Raw genomic sequence first — 13,852 nt, 5'->3', positions numbered from 1 at the left:
TCAGTCGTCGCCGTCGACGACCCGCAGCCGCAGCGAGCCGGTCGGCGAACGGACCTCCTGCGGCGTGGTCTCGGCGTCGGCGCTGATGCCGCCAGCCTGTTCCATCCCAAACTCCAGCGCTTCGATCCTCTGGCCGCGCTTCGTCACCTTCTCGGTCGACGTCAGGATCTGCTCGACGTCGCGCTGCGTCATCGCGAAATGGCCCTGGAGCTTGCGCACCCGCTCGTCGAGCCGGCCCACGTCCTCCATCAGACGGATCACCTCGCCCTGGATCAGGTGCGCCTGTTCGCGCATCCGCGCGTCCTTCAGCACGGACTGGATCACCTGGATCGACAGCATCAGCAGCGAGGGCGAGACGATGACGATGCGGGCGCGGTGGGCGCGCTGCACCAGCGCTTCGAAGTTCTCGTGGATTTCGGCGAAGATCGATTCCGACGGCACGAACATGAAGGCCGTCTCCTGCGTCTCCCCGTTGATCAGGTACTTCTCGGCGATCGCCTTGATGTGAACCTCGATGTCGCGGCGAAAGGCCTGTGCGGCCGTCTTCTGCCCTTCCGGTCCCTCGCTTTCGGCTGCGGCACGAATGGCGTTCCAGGCTTCGAGCGGGAATTTTGCGTCGACGACCAGCGCTGGCGCTCCGTTGGGCATGCGCACCAGGCAATCGGGCCGGTTGCCGTTCGACAGCGTCGCCTGAAACTCGTAGGCGCCCGATGGCAACCCATCGGCGACGATCGCTTCCATGCGCGACTGGCCAAAGGCGCCGCGCGTCTGTTTGTTGGACAGGATATGCTGCAACTGCACCACCTGGCCGGCGAGCGTCTGGATGTTGCCTTGCGCCGTGTCGATGACCGCGAGCCGCTCCTGCAGCTTCGCCAGGCTCTCATGCGTGGACTTCGTCTGCTCGGTCATGGTCTGGCCGAGGCGCCCGGTCATCGCGTCGAGTCGCTCCGAGATCGCCTTGTTCAATTCGTTCTGCCGCGAGCCGAACACCTCCGCGATGGTCGCCATTCGGCCCTGCATCTCGGACTGGACCCGCGTCAGCTCGACCAGGCGCGCCTGGGCCTCGCGCGCCGCATGCGCCGCGTCTTCGGCTGCGTCCGTCCGCGCCCGCCCCATCCGCCGCAGGCCGAGAGCCAGCCATATGAACAGAAGCAAAACGACTGCGCCGATCCCCGCCAGCGCGTGCCCCAGCGTGATGGTCGTCGCCCCGAGCTGGCCGAGCGGCGCCGAGAGAAGCGTGAGCAGATCGTTCATTGATCGAGCCTATCCGATTCGGAAGCCGACCATAAGACCAAACCGTGAACAAGTTGCTCATCCCAGTTGACGCTCTCCCGAGCAGCGATTACCTGAAGACCATGCCGATAAAGCCGCTCGTCATCCTGCCCGACCCGATCCTGCGCGAGGTCTCCAAGCCCGTCGAACGGGTCGATCCCGACATCGGCCGCTTGGCGGCCGACATGCTGGAAACGATGTACGATGCCCCCGGCATCGGCCTGGCGGCGATTCAGGTCGGCGTTCCACTGCGCATGCTTGTCATCGATCTCTCCAAGGAGGACGAGGAACGCGCGCCGCACGTCTTCATCAATCCGCAGATCCTGTCGGTCTCCGACGCGCGCAACGTGCACGAGGAAGGCTGCCTTTCGATCCCCGAATACTACGCCGAGGTCGAGCGGCCAGCAGCGATCCGGCTGAGCTATCTCGATGGCGAAGGCACGAAGAGGGAGATGGACGCGGACGGGCTGATGGCGACCTGCCTGCAGCACGAAATCGACCATCTGAACGGCGTGCTTTTCATCGACCACATCTCCCGGCTGAAGCGGGACATGGTGGTGCGCAAGTTCAAGAAGCTCGCCAAGGACAATCCGCCGGGCAAGCTCTTGGGGTGATCCGGCGCGCGCGGCGCATGATTTCCGGGCCGGCGTTCGCTGGTATCATGGATACTCGGCAATTGGCCGAGATCAGTGTCGGAGGCGCCAAGATCGCCGCGATCCGCCTTTTGAACGATGCGCCACGCGCCACCCGCCACCTCAGGGTTTCCGACGGACTTGACCTTGCGGTCGTAAACCCGTTTGAAGCGGGGGCATGAGCGCACACCCCGCGCTCGGCCTTTCACCCGCTCGCCAACGCGCCGGACCACCATGCCGCTTCGCATCGTCTTCATGGGCACGCCAGACTTTTCCGTTCCGACGCTGCGCGCCCTCGTCGAGGCCGGGCATGAGGTCGTCGCGGTCTACACCCAGCCGCCTCGCGCGGCAGGTCGGCGCGGGCTCGAGCTGACGAAATCGCCCGTCCACGTCGAAGCCGAGCGGTTGGGCATCGAGGTCCGCACGCCGAAATCCCTCAGGGGCGACGCCGAACAGGAAGCGTTCTGCGCTTTACGGGCCGACGTGGCGGTGGTCGTCGCCTACGGGCTCCTCCTGCCGAGCCCCATCCTCGACGCGCCGCGTCTCGGCTGCTTCAACGGCCATGCGTCCGCGCTGCCGCGCTGGCGCGGTGCGGCGCCGATCCAGCGCGCCATCATGGAAGGCGACGCGGCCACCGCGATGATGATCATGAAGATGGAAGAAGGCCTCGACACAGGCCCGGTCGCCATGAACCGCTCGGTTCCGATCCTGCCTGAGATGACGGCCGGTGAACTCCACGATACGCTGATGCAGGCGGGCGCCGACCTGATGGTCGAGGCATTGGCCGCCATCGAGGCCGGAACGCTGACGCTCGCGCCCCAACCCGGCGAGGGCGTGACCTACGCCCGCAAGATCGACAAGGCCGAGACCCGTATCGACTGGTCGTGTCCAGCCGCAAAGGTCGATCGCCGCATCCGCGGCCTCTCTCCCTTTCCGGGCGCCTGGTGCGAGGCCGAGATCGCCGGCAAGACTGAACGGCTGAAGCTGTTGCGCTCGGTCGTCGCGGACGGTTCCGGCGCGCCGGGCGCCATTCTCGACGGCCATTTGACGGTGGCCTGCGGCGAGGGTGCCGTGCGCCTCGTCGAAGTCCAGCGGGCGGGCGGCAAGCCGCTCGCTGCGGTGGAGTTCCTGCGCGGCGCCAAGCTGGTTCCGGGAGACCGTCTGACATGAGCGCCTTCATCATCCGACCGGCCAAGCCGGAGGATCGCGCCGCGATCCGCGGCGTCGAGGAACGCGCCTTCGGGCGGCCCGACGAGGCAAACCTCGCCGAAAGGCTGGTCGCCGACGGCGACGTGGTGCTGGAACTGGTCGCCGAGCGCCACGGCGAGATTCTTGGTCACGTGCTGTTCTCGCGGCTCCAGGTGGTGACCGGCGCGTGGTCGACGCCGGCGGTCTCACTCGCGCCGCTGGCCGTCGACCCGGCACACCAGCAGGTGGGCATTGGCACGGAACTGGTTCGCGAGGGGCACCTGCGGTTGATGGCGCAGGGCGAGAGCCTGTCGGTGGTGCTTGGCGACCCCGCCTACTACGCCCGCTTCGGCTATACCCATGATCGCGCCGCGGGCTTCGAATGCACTTGGCAGGGCGACGCATTGCAGGCCATCGCCTTCGAAGAGGCGCCCCAATCCGGCCGGATCGTCTACGCCCGCGCCTTCGATGCGATCTGATGCCGCGCTACCGGCTCGACATCGAGTATGACGGCGGCGCCTATGCCGGCTGGCAGCGTCAGTCCGGCCAGCATACCGTGCAGGCGGCGATCGAGCAGGCCATCCTCGCTTTCTGCCGCGAGACGGTGACGCTGCGCGGCGCCGGCCGCACCGATGCCGGCGTCCATGCAACGGGGCAGGTGGCGCATGTCGACCTGTCGAAGGACTGGCCGGACGACACGGTGCGCGACGCGATCAACGCCCATCTGCAGTTGGCCGGCGAGCGCGTGGCGATCACCCTTGCGGCGCAGGCGGCCGACGACTTCGACGCCCGCTTCTCGGCCACCGCGCGGCATTATCTCTACCGCGTCGTCAATCGTCGCGCACCGTTGGCACTGGAGCGCGGCCATGCCTGGTGGGTTTCCAGGCGGCTCGACGCGGCAGCCATGCAGGCGGCGGCCCGGCTGCTGCTGGGCCGGCACGACTTCACCACCTTCCGTTCCGTCCAGTGCCAGGCCAACAGCCCGCTGCGCACGCTCGACCGTTTCGACGTCGAGCAGACAGGCGACATCATCGAGATCCGTGCCTCGGCGCGATCCTTCCTGCACAACCAGGTGCGCTCGATGGTCGGTTCCCTGAAACGCGTCGGCGAGGGCGCCTGGACCCCGGCCGACATGCGCGCCGCGCTCGACGCCCGCGACCGCCGCGCTTGCGGCCCGGTCGCGCCGCCGGATGGGCTTTATCTGGTAGCGGTGGAGTATGGTAGCGAATAGCGAGTGGCGAATAGTGATTAGTGATTAGTGATTAGTGATTAGTGATTAGTGATTAGTGATTAGGATAAATTATCTACTTTTTGACGTCTACAAAATCCAATGACAGAGACCAATTTCTATTCGCTATTCGCCATTCGCCATTCGCCAACTCACCTATCCCGCCAGCCCCAGCAGATCCTGCATCCCGAACAGCACGAACAGCGACATTCCGACCATGGCGACGAAGACCCCGGTGGCGACCGCCGGCCCCTTGCCGATGGCGATGTTGGTCAGCCGCCAGGAAAACACCAGCGTCAGGATGAAGAGCCCGAGCGAGATCAGCGCCGCCAGGTCGGCCGCGTCCGTCATGAAGAAGCGCAGCATGGCTGGCGGCAGCATGATCCAGACGACGATCGCCGTCGCCCAGTTGGACGCCACGACATAGTGGACGAACCGGTCGCCGATCCCCGCCCGCGGGGCGACCAGTGCAAGCGCCACGAGCGGCAGGACCCAGGACGAAAGATCGATGATGGCCAGCCGCACGATGAGAGAAAGCCGTCCCGCCCCTTGCGGATCGAGCACGGCCATCTCGTTGGCGACGGACACCCAGCCCGCAAACAGCGCCGGCAGCGCGACCACGATCGCGAAGAACGATGACCAGAAGCCGTCGGCCGACAGGTCGAGCATGCGCAACCCGTCGGCGCGGCCGAGCATCATGCGCCAGGCACCGGTCAACTGGACGTGGATCTGCTCGGCGGGCGGCATGGCTCAGTTCCCCGAGAACCAGTCTGCGAGAAACCGCTGGTAGATGGCCGTCAGCGTCTCGAGGTCGGCAAGCGCCACGCGCTCGTCCACCATGTGCATGGTCTGGCCCACCAGGCCGAACTCGACGACCGGACAGAAATCCTTGATGAACCGGGCATCCGACGTCCCGCCGGACGTCGACAGGCCTGGCCGGCGTCCGGTCACCGCCTCCACCGACGAGGTAAGCGTCCCGATCAGCCTGTCGTCGCGGGTGAGGAACACATGGCTCGGCCGCACGCCCCAGTGGATGTCATAGGCCACGGGCTCCTTGCGGCCGGGCCGCAGCCGGAGCCGTGCGGCCGCTTTGTCCAGGCGGTTATGGATCTCGGCCTGGATCGTCTCGACCGTCCAGCGATCGTTGAAGCGGACGTTGAAGGTCAGCGTCGCCCGTGCCGGGATGACGTTGCCGGCCGCATTGCCGACGTCGATCGTGGTGACCTCGAGATTGGTCGGCTGGAAGTCGTCGCTGCCCTCGTCGAAGGCCGGGTTCATCAGAGCCTCGGCCAGCATGACGATGCCGCGCACCGGGTTGTCGGCGAGATGCGGGTAGGCGACGTGTCCCTGCCGGCCATGCACCGTCACCGTGCCTGAGACCGAGCCGCGCCGGCCGATCTTGATCATGTCGCCGAGCGCGTCCGGATTGGTCGGTTCGCCCACCAGCGCCGCGTCCCAGGTTTCCCCTTTCGCGGCCGCCCAATCCAGCAGCCGTGTCGTACCATTGATCGCCGGGCCTTCCTCGTCGCCGGTGATCAGGAGCGAGATCGAACCCGCCGGCCGGCCCGTCGTCTCGATGTGCCGGGCCACTGCCGCCACGAAACAGGCGATGCCGCCCTTCATGTCCACAGCGCCGCGCCCGAACAGGAAACCGTCGGCGATCTCGGCGCCGAAAGGCGGGTGCGTCCAGGCAGCCTCGTCGCCGACCGGCACCACGTCGGTGTGGCCGGCGAACATCAGGTGCGGCCCGTTGCCGGAGAGCCTCGCATAGAGGTTCTCGACGTCCGGCGTGCCGTCATCCGAAAACATCGGCCGCTCGACCGAAAATCCCAGCGGCCGCACCATCGCCTCCAGCGTCGTCAAGGCCCCGCCCTCGGCGGGCGTCACCGACGGGCAGCGGATCAGGGCAGCGAGATTGGCGACGGGATCGGTGGGCATGCTCATGGCGGCAGCGATACTGGAAACGCGAGCGCGTGTCACGGTGGGAGGAGCGGACGTTGCCCGATCCGGTCGCTTGCCTCCATCCGTCGATCTGCACTGTGTCCAACTGGCGGTGCAGCCAACCCGGCCATCACACCGGATCAGCGAACTCTCCGTCGTCGCGATGGCTGCTTCGGCAAGGGTCGCGGTCACCCCGCGCAGTTCGGTTTCGGCGCTGCTTCTCCTGCGCCTGTGCAAGGGTTGCCGACGTTCCGATGCTCGATGGCGGTCCGGATTTCGTTCACGCGGATCTGGCTTGAACCAGGTGCGCTCCCTGCGTGTCGGCCGCGCTGCCACGATCGGCAGGCCGAACCGACGTCAGGCGGCTCAGCGTGGCGAATCCGGCTGCGAGCCATACCGGTTCGGGCCGGGCGTCCCGGGCGGGAAGCACAGGAACAGGAACATCAGGATATCGCCGATGACGAAGAACACGGCAAACCAGCCCGAGCGGCCGATGTCGTGCAGCCGCTTGGCCGACAGCGCCATGTGGCAGACCAGCGTCGCGAAGATGACGATGAGGAAGATGCCACTCCAGAAGGACTGGCCGGCTTCGTCCGTGGCCCTCAGCATCTGATAGACGGGAAACAGCCGCGCCATGTACAGCAGGATGCCGCCGAGTGCGTAGGACTGTCGCCCCACGCGCCCGGAGTAGCTGAAGAAGAACCAGGTGAACATTCCGAGATCCGGCAAGCGATGCCCGCCCTTGTCTTTGAGAGGGAGCCGCCGCTCAGTCGCGCAGCAGCTCGTTGATCGAAGTCTTGGAGCGGGTCTTCTCGTCCACCCGCTTGACGATGACGGCGCAGTAGAGGCTCGGGCCCGGCTGGCCATTGGGCAGGGCCTTGCCGGGCATCGTGCCGGCAACGACGACCGAATAGGGCGGAACTTCGCCATACATGATCTCGCCGGTCTCGCGGTCGACGATCTTGGTCGACTTGCCGATGAACACGCCCATGCCCAGCACCGCGCCTTCGCGCACGATGCAGCCCTCCACGACCTCGGAGCGGGCGCCGATGAAGCAATTGTCCTCGATGATTGTGGGGCCGGCCTGCATCGGCTCCAGAACGCCGCCGATGCCCACGCCGCCCGACAGGTGCACGTTCTTGCCGATCTGCGCGCAGGAGCCGACGGTCGCCCAGGTGTCGACCATGGTGCCCTCGTCGACATAGGCGCCGAGATTGACGAAGGACGGCATCAGGATCACGCCCTTTCCGATATGCGCGGAACGGCGCACCACGCAGCTCGGCACCGCGCGGAAGCCGGCCTTCTCGAACTCGTTGGTGCTCCAGCCGTCGAACTTGGACGCCACCTTGTCCCACCAGACCGCATCGCCCGGTCCGCCCTTGATGATTTCCATCGGATTGAGGCGGAAGGACAGCAACACCGCCTTCTTCAGCCACTGGTTGACGCGCCAGCTGCCGTCCTCGCCGCGTTCGGCGACACGCGCCTCGCCGCGATCGAGCAGTTGCAGCGACGCTTCCACGGCTTCGCGAACCTCGCCGCGCGTGCCGGTGTTGACGCCATCGCGCTCCTCGAAAGCCGTCTCGATGATGCGTTCGAGGGCGGCGAGATCCTGCTTGGGCATGCGGTGGCTCCGTTACACGTGCTGTTAAGGGGCGAGGCCATAGGCTGTCGGAAAGTCGCGCGGAACCTATGTCATGCTCCATGGGGGGTCAATCGCGACGGCGCCCGGGACGGCGCTTTAAAGGTGGGTTCGGGACAGGATCGACATGCAAGACAAGACCAATGACGGCTGGACGCCGCTGCCGCACTCGGACCAGGATCTGCAGCGGGCGCGCAGCGTGCCGCAGACGCCGCAGACGCAATCGCCCGCCTACAGGCTTGCCTGGGACGACCCGGACTTCCTGACCCAGCGCGACCTGCGCGGCGTGCGGCTCCAGCTCGAGCTGCTGAAACCGGAGATGATCCTGTCGGAGCGCGGCATCCGCTCGACGGTGATCCTGTTCGGCGGCGCGCGCATTCCCGAGCCGGGCGGCGAGGCCTGGGCGGCCAAGAACGAGACGCAGCAGAAGAATCTCGAGGCCAACAGCAAGTACTACGAGGAGGCGCGCGCCTTCGCCCGGCTGTGCTCGGAACATTCGGCCGCCTCGCTCTACCGCGAATTCGTGATCGTGACCGGCGGCGGCCCGGGCGTGATGGAAGCGGGAAACCGGGGCGCGGCCGATGTCGGTGCCCCTTCGATCGGCCTCAACATCGTGCTGGCGCACGAGCAGGCGCCAAACCTCTACGTGACGCCCGAGCTGTGCTTCAATTTCCATTATTTCGCCGTCCGCAAGATGCACTTCATCATGCGGGCCAAGGCCGTGGCCATCTTTCCGGGCGGCTTCGGCACGATGGACGAACTGTTCGAGACCTTGACGCTGATCCAGACCGGCCGCATGGAGCGCGTGCCGGTGATCCTGTTCGGCCGGTCGTTCTGGGAACGCGCCATCGACATCGACTTCCTGGCCGAGCAGGGCACGATCTCGCCGGGCGACCAGCACATCATCGAATATGCCGACACGGCCGCCGAGGCCTGGGACTGCATCCAGCGCTTCTACGAGTTGTGAGAAGAAGGCCGGGTCAGCCGGCGTCCTGGACCAGACCGAGATAGGTGGGGTCGAAGCCGGCGAAGGTGGCGAGCGACGTCCAGTTGTGGATGACAACGTTCGCGCCCTGCCAGGCGACGAGGCCGGTCGCGCGCAACTCCTGCAAGGCCCGGTTGGTGTGCACCACCGACAGCCCGGCGAGGTCGGCAAGTTCCGCCTGGGTGATCGGAAACTCGAAACGATGGCCCTGGCCGTGGCGTGGCGCCAGGACACGCGCGCTCATCTCGCAGACGAGATGCCCGATACGTCGGACCGGGTCCTTGCGCCCCATGCACACGATCCAGGTGCGCTGGATGGCCGCGCCGCGCGCGATCATGGTACTGACCAGGTCCGCGATCGCGGGATCGTCGAGCATGGCGCGGCGGACATCCTCGTGTCTGACCACGGCGATCTGGCAGTCGGTCAGCGCCAGCACGCCGTGATCGAGAACCTTCACGAACAGGCCGTGCAGATCGACGAAGTCGCCGGGCACATGCAACGTCGTGATCTGCCGGTCGCCGCTGGCAAGGTAGCGCATGTCGGCAGCCATGCCGTCGAGCAGCAGACACACCTCTGTCGGCCTGAAGCCTTCTGGGATGATCTCGCGTCCGTCGCCCACGACCTGCAGGCGCCAGGGCAGCGAGCCCAGCGCGGCACGCACCGGTTGCGTCAGCATCTCCCTGCGCTCCAGCACCGCGAGAAGCGGTGCGGGAATTTCACTGTCCATGTCGCCTCCGCCCGGAAAAGGCTCCTCTCCGCAACGGATCGGATGCGTCGCTTCTAGTAAGCTTCGCGTGAGGCGGCGTTCAAAAATGATATGCGCCGCGCGGGTTTGGCGGATTGACAGGGGAGTTCGAAGAGGCGCCCTGCGCGCCCGCCTGGCGGAGGCAGAGGTTCAGGCGGCGACCGTTCTCGCGCCATTGATCTCGCGCAGGAATCCGGCGAGGTCGTCGGTGACGAAGTCGACGTCGTCGGCCTGGTCCGGGTCGCTTTCCCAGATTTCCGAGAAGGTCGGCTCGAAATTGCGCGGCACGATGAGCACGGTGGTCATGCCCAGGGCCTTCGGCACGGCCAGATTGCGAGCCAGATCCTCGAACATCGCGGCATTCGGACCTGTCACCCGGTGCAGCGACGCGAACTTGTCGTAGGTCTCGCGCGCCGGCTTCGGCACGAGGCCGGCCGCGACGATGTCGAAGATGTCGTCGAAATGATCGAGGATGCCGAGCTGCCGCGCGGTGCGCTCCGCATGGCCGCGGTCGCCATTGGTGAAGATGAACTTTCGGCCCGGCAGCGCCTTGATCTCGTCACCGAGCGCCGGATCCGGTGCCACCCAGGAATAGTCGATGTCGTGCACCTTCTGCAGGAAGTCGTCCGGATCGATGCCGTGCCGGTGCATCAGTCCGTTGAGCGTCGTGCCGAACTCTTTGTAGAGTTCCTTCTGGAGGACGCGCGCCTCGTCGTTCGGCAGCTGGAGCAGCTCCGACACATAGGCGGTCATCTTCACGTCGATCTGCGCGAAGAGATTGGAATGGTGCGGATAGAGCGTGTTGTCGAGGTCGAACACCCATTCGTCGATGCCCGAAAACCGCGCCGGATCTGGTCGATTCGTCATGGCGTCCTTATGGCACGCTCCGCACCCGGTTGACCATCGGGCAGTGCTCGTCACCGGCGCGAACGCGCCGTTCATCCTTCATTGAGCACAGGCGGTATCCGCTTGTTAAGCCATCCTGCGCTACCTGCTGACGTAAGGGGAAGGTCGATGCGCTCAGTGGTTCTCAAGTCCGGCATGGTCACGTTCGCGGCGATGGTCGCCTCCGTCGCCGTGGCGGCGGTCGCGATGGGGCTCCAGGGCCAGGTCCTCGAGGGAAACGCGCTTCTCCTGAGCTTCCTGTGCCCGCTTTTCGTCGCCTGGCCGGTCAGTGCCTACAATTACTGGCAGAAGCGGAACCTGACGCATCTTCACGACCAGCTGGCGCAGGCGCATGACGACCTCGCTGCGGCGCACCGGTCGCTTGCCGATGCGCATGCAAGGCTGGCCATGCGGGCGAGCCGGGATGCCATGACCGGCCTTCTCAACCGTGAAAGCTTCTTCCAGGCTGTCGAGGGCGCCCACCGCGACGGCGAGGCCTGTCATCTCCTCATCATCGACGCGGATCACTTCAAGGCGATCAACGACACGCACGGCCACACCGTCGGAGACGCAGCCCTGGTGGCCATCGCCACGGCCATCTCGCGGGCGGCGGGGGCGCACCTCGTCGCGGGGCGCATCGGCGGTGAGGAGTTCGCCGTCTGCATCCCCGCCGGTCACGCGCGGTCGGACGTGGCGGTCGCCGAAGCGATCCGCGCCGAAGTCGCCGGCCTCCGTTTCCTCGCCGCCGACGCAACGCCTATCGCGCTGTCTGTGTCGATCGGCGGCGCGACCTTCGCGCCGCGACTGGCGGTCAGCTCGGTGTTCCAGTTGGCCGACAAGCGGCTCTATGCCGCCAAGAGCCGCGGCCGCAACAGCATCGTCACCGGAGCCTCGGTCGCGTCCAGCGTCGCGGCCTGAACCGACGACCATCTCGCCCATACCAGCCAGCGGCATCGGGCGTGCAGCCACACGGGTCAGCACCGGTGCGGCGCATGCTCAGGCTTGACAATACGGCTGCAACCAATCAGTTGATTGAGAATGGTTGATCAGGATACGGCCCGCGCCTCCACGGAGGATCGCCAGAAGGCGATCGCCGACGCCGCGCGCGTGCTCATCGCCGAGCGCGGCTTCGAGGGGCTACGCACCCGCGACATCGCCGATCGTGTCGGCATCAACATCGCCACCCTCCACTACCACGTTCCGACCAAGCAGGCGCTGATCCGCCTCGTGGCGCAGTCGCTGCGCGAGGATTTCCAGGCTCAGCACGCGCGCCGCCCGCGCCAGGGGCTGGATGCGAGGTCGCGCCTCGAACTCGAATTCGCCGATTTCCGCGAGCTTTTCGAGACCGACCGGCAGCTTCTCGTCGTGATGGCCGAACTCGGCGCGCGCGCCCGGCGCGACGCCGAAGTGGCCGCCGAGATCGTTCCCCTGCACGCGACCTGGAATGGCCAGATCGCTGCGCTGCTCGCCGAAGGGCGCGATGACGGCAGCTTTCACGCCGACATCGACCCCGCTGCGCTCGCCACGATCGTCATTGGCGCCATGACCGCCTGCCTGCGCCATCCGGTGCGCGCGCCGGACCATCTCGATGCCGTCTTCGCGCAGCTTCGCCGCGCCATCATCAGGACCTGAAGGTTACAACGATGCCTGCTCCGCACCCGGCCCCCAGCGCCGCATCCCAGGCCTATCCGCGCCGATGGCTTGCCCTGTTCGTCCTGCTTCTGGCGGCGTTCATGAACCTGATCGACGTCACTATCGTCAACGTCGCCCTGCCGCGCCTGCAGGTCAGCCTCGATGCCACCAGCACCGAGATCGAATGGGTCGTGGCGGCCTACGTGCTCGCCTTCGCGCTCGGCCTGTTGCCCTTCGGCCGGCTTGGAGACACGATCGGCCGCAAGTTGATGTTCCAGGCGGGCGTGGTGCTCTTCACTCTCTTTTCCGCCGCCTGCGGCCTGGCGCCGAGCATGCAGACGCTGATCGTGGCACGCGTCTTCCAGGGGCTGGCCGGTGCGATGATGATGCCGCAGGTGCTGGCCATCGCCCAACTGATGTTTCCCCCGCAGGAGCGCGGCGTGGCCTTCTCGCTCTTCGGTCTCACGGCCGGTCTCGCATCCGTGGCGGGTCCGCTGACCGGCGGGCTTCTGATCGGCGCGGACATCTACGGTCTCGACTGGCGGCCGATCTTTCTCGTCAACATCCCACTGGGCGTGCTCACCGTGGTCGCCACCGCCATGCTGGTTCCGCAGACGCCGTCCAATCCGGCTCTCAGGCATGATGTGGGCGGCATCGTCCTCGCCGCACTGACGGTCTTCCTGCTGGTCTTCCCGCTGATCGAGGGCCACAGCCTGGGCTGGCCGCTCTGGACTTTCGTCATGCTCGGCCTTTCGGCCGTTTCAGCCTTCGCCTTTCAGTGGCACGAAGCGCGACGCGCCCGCGCCAATCTGAGCCAGCTCCTTCCGGTGACCTTGCTGCACAATGGCGGCTTCCTGCTCGGGATGACGATCGTCACCGTCTTCTTTTCCGGCGTGGCCGGCTTCTTCATCGTCCTTGCCGTCTTCCTCCAGACCGGGTTCGGGCTCAGTCCGCTGGAGTCGGGGCTGACCACGGTGCCGTTCCCCATCGGCGTGCTGCTGGCCTCCATCGCGTCTGGCCGCTTCGCCGGACGCTGGCCGCGCCTGCGCATCGCCGGTGGCGCCGGCGCGCTCATCCTGGGCATGATCCTGCTCTTCGTGGTCGTGCGGTCCGTCGGGCAGGCGGTCGACCATTGGCAGTTCGTCGCGCCGCTGCTGATCTGCGGGTTCGGCCTCGGCACCGCGATTTCGTCGCTGTTCCAGACAGTCCTCGCCAACGTGCCGCCGCAGGATTCCGGCTCGGGATCCGGCGCCCTGCAATCCTTCCAGCAAATCGGCGGCGCGATCGGCATCGCCATCACCGGCCAGATTTTCTTTTCCTCGCTCGCTGCCCGTCTTGGCGCCGGCATTCCCGCCGGACAGGCCTATGTCGACAGCATGGGCAACGCGCTGGTCTTCGAGATCCTGGCCTTCGTCGCGGTGATCCTTTTGCTGCTCTTCCTCAAGCCCGCGCCTGCGCAGGGCGTCCATGGCGGCGCCCGGCCGGTGCAACCCGTCGCGGAAGCCTGACGCGTCGGCCCTCGCGACACGGCGACGGTACGATTCCTCGGCGTCCCGTCGCCCTGGACCGACGGATTTTCACTGCAGGGCGGCCGGGGCGGTGCTAAAGCGTGTCGCGTCCAATACGGTTCATTCTGCCGGGGTTGGTTTGGGACAAGGTCGAGGTCTTCGTCGATCGTCGGGCTGGTGGCCCGGCGGAGACGAAG

At 66.5% G+C, this 13,852-nt stretch carries 16 protein-coding genes; 9 read left to right on the top strand and 7 right to left on the bottom strand.

The genetic code is table 11. The annotated features are described in order from the left end of the window. Positions 1 to 1,254, bottom strand: a complete 1,254-nt coding sequence (locus tag EJC49_RS05130) for a DNA recombination protein RmuC (protein WP_126698394.1) — start codon at positions 1,252 to 1,254, stop codon at positions 1 to 3. Positions 1,255 to 1,355: 101 nt separating this feature from the next. Between EJC49_RS05130 and def the strand changes: the two genes are divergently transcribed. The 5 genes from def to truA all read left to right on the top strand — a co-directional run bounded on the left by def (position 1,356) and on the right by truA (position 4,323). After that, positions 1,356 to 1,886, top strand: coding sequence for a peptide deformylase (def, locus tag EJC49_RS05125; protein ID WP_126698438.1), 531 nt, complete (start codon positions 1,356 to 1,358; stop codon positions 1,884 to 1,886). 62 nt (positions 1,887 to 1,948) lie between these two features. Then, on the top strand, positions 1,949 to 2,086 hold the full coding sequence (locus EJC49_RS25500; RefSeq protein WP_148106288.1) for a PIN domain-containing protein: 138 nt from the start codon (positions 1,949 to 1,951) through the stop codon (positions 2,084 to 2,086). A gap of 52 nt (positions 2,087 to 2,138) precedes the next feature. Then, the gene (fmt, locus tag EJC49_RS05120; RefSeq protein WP_126698393.1) at positions 2,139 to 3,074 is read left to right on the top strand and encodes a methionyl-tRNA formyltransferase; all 936 of its coding nucleotides are present in this window, start codon (positions 2,139 to 2,141) and stop codon (positions 3,072 to 3,074) included. Next, a complete protein-coding gene (locus EJC49_RS05115; RefSeq protein ID WP_126698392.1) occupies positions 3,071 to 3,571 on the top strand; it encodes a GNAT family N-acetyltransferase in 501 nt (166 codons plus the stop codon). Before fmt ends, EJC49_RS05115 begins: the two co-directional genes overlap by 4 nt. Next, on the top strand, positions 3,571 to 4,323 hold the full coding sequence (truA, locus tag EJC49_RS05110) for a tRNA pseudouridine(38-40) synthase TruA (protein ID WP_126698391.1): 753 nt from the start codon (positions 3,571 to 3,573) through the stop codon (positions 4,321 to 4,323). The genes EJC49_RS05115 and truA overlap by 1 nt, the downstream gene beginning before the upstream one ends. 153 nt (positions 4,324 to 4,476) lie before the next feature. Here truA and EJC49_RS05105 read toward each other — a convergent pair whose 3' ends face one another. The 4 genes from EJC49_RS05105 to dapD form a co-directional block, all read right to left on the bottom strand. Next, entirely contained in the window at positions 4,477 to 5,067 is a 591-nt protein-coding gene (locus tag EJC49_RS05105) for a transporter (protein WP_126698390.1), read from the bottom strand. Positions 5,068 to 5,070: 3 nt separating this feature from the next. Then, on the bottom strand, positions 5,071 to 6,264 hold the full coding sequence (gene dapE, locus EJC49_RS05100) for a succinyl-diaminopimelate desuccinylase (protein WP_126698389.1): 1,194 nt from the start codon (positions 6,262 to 6,264) through the stop codon (positions 5,071 to 5,073). A gap of 363 nt (positions 6,265 to 6,627) precedes the next feature. Beyond that, the gene (locus tag EJC49_RS05095; RefSeq protein WP_170314618.1) at positions 6,628 to 6,975 is read right to left on the bottom strand and encodes a DUF805 domain-containing protein; all 348 of its coding nucleotides are present in this window, start codon (positions 6,973 to 6,975) and stop codon (positions 6,628 to 6,630) included. Between the two features lie 52 nt (positions 6,976 to 7,027). Next, complete coding sequence (dapD, locus tag EJC49_RS05090; RefSeq protein ID WP_126698387.1) at positions 7,028 to 7,882, bottom strand: 2,3,4,5-tetrahydropyridine-2,6-dicarboxylate N-succinyltransferase; 855 nt, start codon at positions 7,880 to 7,882, stop codon at positions 7,028 to 7,030. A 145-nt stretch (positions 7,883 to 8,027) separates the two neighbouring features. On the opposite strand from dapD, the gene EJC49_RS05085 reads away from it, so the two are divergent. Further along, on the top strand, positions 8,028 to 8,867 hold the full coding sequence (locus EJC49_RS05085; RefSeq protein ID WP_126698386.1) for an LOG family protein: 840 nt from the start codon (positions 8,028 to 8,030) through the stop codon (positions 8,865 to 8,867). Between the two features lie 13 nt (positions 8,868 to 8,880). On the opposite strand, the gene EJC49_RS05080 is transcribed toward EJC49_RS05085, so the two are convergent. Together EJC49_RS05080 and EJC49_RS05075 are read right to left on the bottom strand one after the other, a co-directional pair. Continuing rightward, complete coding sequence (locus EJC49_RS05080) at positions 8,881 to 9,612, bottom strand: Crp/Fnr family transcriptional regulator (RefSeq protein ID WP_126698385.1); 732 nt, start codon at positions 9,610 to 9,612, stop codon at positions 8,881 to 8,883. Positions 9,613 to 9,780: 168 nt separating this feature from the next. Further along, positions 9,781 to 10,497 carry a pyrimidine 5'-nucleotidase gene (locus EJC49_RS05075; RefSeq protein ID WP_126698384.1) on the bottom strand — a complete coding sequence of 239 codons (717 nt, stop codon included), beginning with the start codon at positions 10,495 to 10,497 and terminating at the stop codon, positions 9,781 to 9,783. A 147-nt stretch (positions 10,498 to 10,644) separates the two neighbouring features. Here EJC49_RS05075 and EJC49_RS05070 point away from each other — a divergent pair, with 147 nt between their 5' ends. From EJC49_RS05070 to EJC49_RS05060, 3 genes are all read left to right on the top strand, one after another. Continuing rightward, positions 10,645 to 11,433: a GGDEF domain-containing protein gene (locus EJC49_RS05070; protein WP_126698383.1), complete on the top strand. Its 789-nt coding sequence runs from the start codon at positions 10,645 to 10,647 to the stop codon at positions 11,431 to 11,433. Between the two features lie 120 nt (positions 11,434 to 11,553). Then, on the top strand, positions 11,554 to 12,147 hold the full coding sequence (locus EJC49_RS05065; RefSeq protein ID WP_126698382.1) for a TetR/AcrR family transcriptional regulator: 594 nt from the start codon (positions 11,554 to 11,556) through the stop codon (positions 12,145 to 12,147). 11 nt (positions 12,148 to 12,158) lie between these two features. Continuing rightward, positions 12,159 to 13,655, top strand: a complete 1,497-nt coding sequence (locus EJC49_RS05060; protein ID WP_245453270.1) for an MFS transporter — start codon at positions 12,159 to 12,161, stop codon at positions 13,653 to 13,655. The last annotated feature ends 197 nt before the right edge of the window (positions 13,656 to 13,852 follow it).

It is taken from the genome of Aquibium carbonis (assembly GCF_003970795.1).
Lineage (GTDB): Bacteria > Pseudomonadota > Alphaproteobacteria > Rhizobiales > Rhizobiaceae > Aquibium > Aquibium carbonis.
Note: the sequence above shows the minus strand (reverse complement) of the source record. Positions and strands in the feature narration are given on the sequence as shown.

Coding starts and splice junctions, on each gene's coding strand:
- EJC49_RS05065 (WP_126698382.1), top strand. CDS start 11,554: ATGGTTGATCAGGATACGGCCCGCGCCTCCACGGAGGATCGCCAGAAG.
- dapE (WP_126698389.1), bottom strand. CDS start 6,264: ATGAGCATGCCCACCGATCCCGTCGCCAATCTCGCTGCCCTGATCCGC.
- def (WP_126698438.1), top strand. CDS start 1,356: ATGCCGATAAAGCCGCTCGTCATCCTGCCCGACCCGATCCTGCGCGAG.
- fmt (WP_126698393.1), top strand. CDS start 2,139: ATGCCGCTTCGCATCGTCTTCATGGGCACGCCAGACTTTTCCGTTCCG.
- EJC49_RS05075 (WP_126698384.1), bottom strand. CDS start 10,497: ATGACGAATCGACCAGATCCGGCGCGGTTTTCGGGCATCGACGAATGG.
- EJC49_RS05070 (WP_126698383.1), top strand. CDS start 10,645: ATGCGCTCAGTGGTTCTCAAGTCCGGCATGGTCACGTTCGCGGCGATG.
- dapD (WP_126698387.1), bottom strand. CDS start 7,882: ATGCCCAAGCAGGATCTCGCCGCCCTCGAACGCATCATCGAGACGGCT.
- EJC49_RS05085 (WP_126698386.1), top strand. CDS start 8,028: ATGCAAGACAAGACCAATGACGGCTGGACGCCGCTGCCGCACTCGGAC.
- EJC49_RS05080 (WP_126698385.1), bottom strand. CDS start 9,612: ATGGACAGTGAAATTCCCGCACCGCTTCTCGCGGTGCTGGAGCGCAGG.
- EJC49_RS05115 (WP_126698392.1), top strand. CDS start 3,071: ATGAGCGCCTTCATCATCCGACCGGCCAAGCCGGAGGATCGCGCCGCG.
- EJC49_RS05105 (WP_126698390.1), bottom strand. CDS start 5,067: ATGCCGCCCGCCGAGCAGATCCACGTCCAGTTGACCGGTGCCTGGCGC.
- EJC49_RS05130 (WP_126698394.1), bottom strand. CDS start 1,254: ATGAACGATCTGCTCACGCTTCTCTCGGCGCCGCTCGGCCAGCTCGGG.
- EJC49_RS05095 (WP_170314618.1), bottom strand. CDS start 6,975: ATGTTCACCTGGTTCTTCTTCAGCTACTCCGGGCGCGTGGGGCGACAG.
- EJC49_RS05060 (WP_245453270.1), top strand. CDS start 12,159: ATGCCTGCTCCGCACCCGGCCCCCAGCGCCGCATCCCAGGCCTATCCG.
- truA (WP_126698391.1), top strand. CDS start 3,571: ATGCCGCGCTACCGGCTCGACATCGAGTATGACGGCGGCGCCTATGCC.